Consider the following 2,158-nt stretch of genomic DNA (forward strand, 5'->3'; position numbering starts at 1 on the left):
CGATGTGATTATGGATGCCATTGCCATTAATCCAACGCCGACCGACAAAGGAAAACGCCTCAAGATCTTCTATGCGACACAAGTGGCAACCAAGCCGCCAACTTTTGTGGTCTTTGTTAACGAAGAAGAACTGATGCACTTCTCATACCTCCGTTTCTTGGAGAACCAAATTCGCAAGGCCTTTGTTTTTGAAGGAACTCCAATCCATTTGATTGCGCGAAAACGGAAGTAGGGAATACGAGACAAATGGATCAAAGTGGAGAAGGATATTTCAAATGATAAAATGCTCATTCTTCCAACTATGAAAACAACTAAAAGTAGCGCATAAGCGTTGCTTTTTTTAATAAGCTGGTAAAATGAAGTGGAGGATAGTCAGATGCGTAGTATCATCGTCCGGATATGCTTTATTCCTTAGCTTTTTTTAAGGTTGAGAAGAGTAAACTCATGAACATCATGAGAGCTTTAGGTTTGTGTACTTATTATTTAAAATCTATCTGTATCTCTTGTTTCTCGGTTCGATCGTAAGCTTGGAGCTCTTGATCCTATTGTTGGGGATTTTATTAAAAAATAGGTCGTGTTTTTTGTCTTTTTCTGTGGGCTATCGGGATCTTTCTCCTCTCTATTTAGCTATTCTGTCTATTGTTCGCTCAGACAGTTAAAAGAGAAAAATCATGGATAGCTGATTGAGGTAACTCTATTACGAAATCAGGTGAAAAGCTGGGACAAGACTGTCTCAGTTTTTCTATCAAAAACGGGCTAAAATCCTTTCAAGATGATAAGTATTTTTTCTAATTTTTGCTTAAATATGGTATAATAAAGGGATTAATCTAAGGTGGTAAACATGGCAAAATTAATTCCTGGGAAGGTTCGTTCACAAGGGAGTCTTCTCTATGAAGCTGGGAAAGTTTCCCTTCAGGAAGTAAAAGAAAAATACCTGTATTTTCGGGTGGAAGAAGAAAGCTTGCGGTACAGTTTGGACGACGATGCCATTTTTTGTAGCTGTGCTTTCTTTCAAAAGAAAAAATTCTGTACGCATCTGGCAGCTGTGGAAGCTTTTTTGAAGAATGATGACAGTGGGAAAGCAGCTCTTGCAAGTCTTGAAGAAGATGCCACTGTGACAGAGGAAACTCAGGAGAAGGTATCTTTTGGAAGTTTGTTTTTAGATCAGGTCCTTCCAAAAATCGAAAAGAAAGAAACTCGCTATGTCTTATCAACTGTTGGGCAGGAGGATGAATACTCTGGTCAATTCTTGTGGACTCTTCGCATTCGTCGCTTGCCAGACGAGCGCTCTTATGTGATCAGAGATGTGCTAGCTTTTTTGCAGACCCTTCAGAAAGAAGGACACTTTGCAATTGGCAAAAGTTATTATGAACCCATTTCTTACTTAGAATTTGATGAGGCTAGTCAGGATGTGATTAATTTCCTACAAGGCTTGGTCACAGATGGTGGATCGAAAGAGCAAGATTTCTTTCCCAATGCTGGGCGCCATCTTTATTTTCCACCGACTCTCTTTGAAGAAGCTGTGGAATTACTGATGAATTTGGATTCCTTCCTCTTGCAATATAGCTTGTATGATTTTCAAGAAGTCCATTTTCAGGATGTCCATGAGGAGGAAGAGCTCTTTCATTTTCAGGTGGAAGACCATGGTGATTTTTACGAATTGATCATTACGGAGCCACAAGTGAAGGTTGTCGAGTCTGCTGTTTACCTGTTTCGAAATGGTGTCTTCTATCACCTGACGCCCCAACAGCGGACCCTATGGAAGGCCATCCAAGATCTTCCGATGGATCAGGATCGCAAAAAACGTCTGCATTTTGATCCAACGGACCAAACAAAGCTTTCTTATAGTTTAAATGAGTTCAAAAAACTGGGGAAAATAACGGCTCCGACCAGCTTTTTAATCCACGATTTCACTCCAGAATTTCATTTTGATCTAGCACAGGACCAGATTGTTCTACTGGACGTGGTCTTTCAATACCAGGATCGTGCGGTGACCACGCGTGAGGAACTCCTCAATCTTCCTTATTCCAGTGATTTCGATAAGGAGCAAGAAGTCTTTTCAACCATGCTAGCAGCAGGTTTTACAGACGACTTTTCTTCCCAAAGAAGTCCTTTATCAAGTGAGCAAATCTATCCATTCTTTCACCAACAGATCCCG

1 protein-coding gene and 1 pseudogene are annotated in these 2,158 nt (G+C 40.5%); both read left to right on the top strand.

Annotated elements, in window-relative coordinates; all coding sequences use genetic code 11:
- Positions 1-232 (top strand): annotated as a pseudogene (gene engA, locus SPADD19_RS01120) (ribosome biogenesis GTPase Der); the annotation flags it as partial.
- A 609-nt stretch (positions 233-841) separates the two neighbouring features.
- Positions 842-2,158 (top strand): SWIM zinc finger family protein (locus SPADD19_RS01125; RefSeq protein WP_241496383.1); only part of this gene is annotated, 1,317 nt, incomplete at its 3' end.

The organism is Streptococcus parasanguinis, from assembly GCF_001578955.1.
Lineage (GTDB): Bacteria > Bacillota > Bacilli > Lactobacillales > Streptococcaceae > Streptococcus > Streptococcus parasanguinis_U.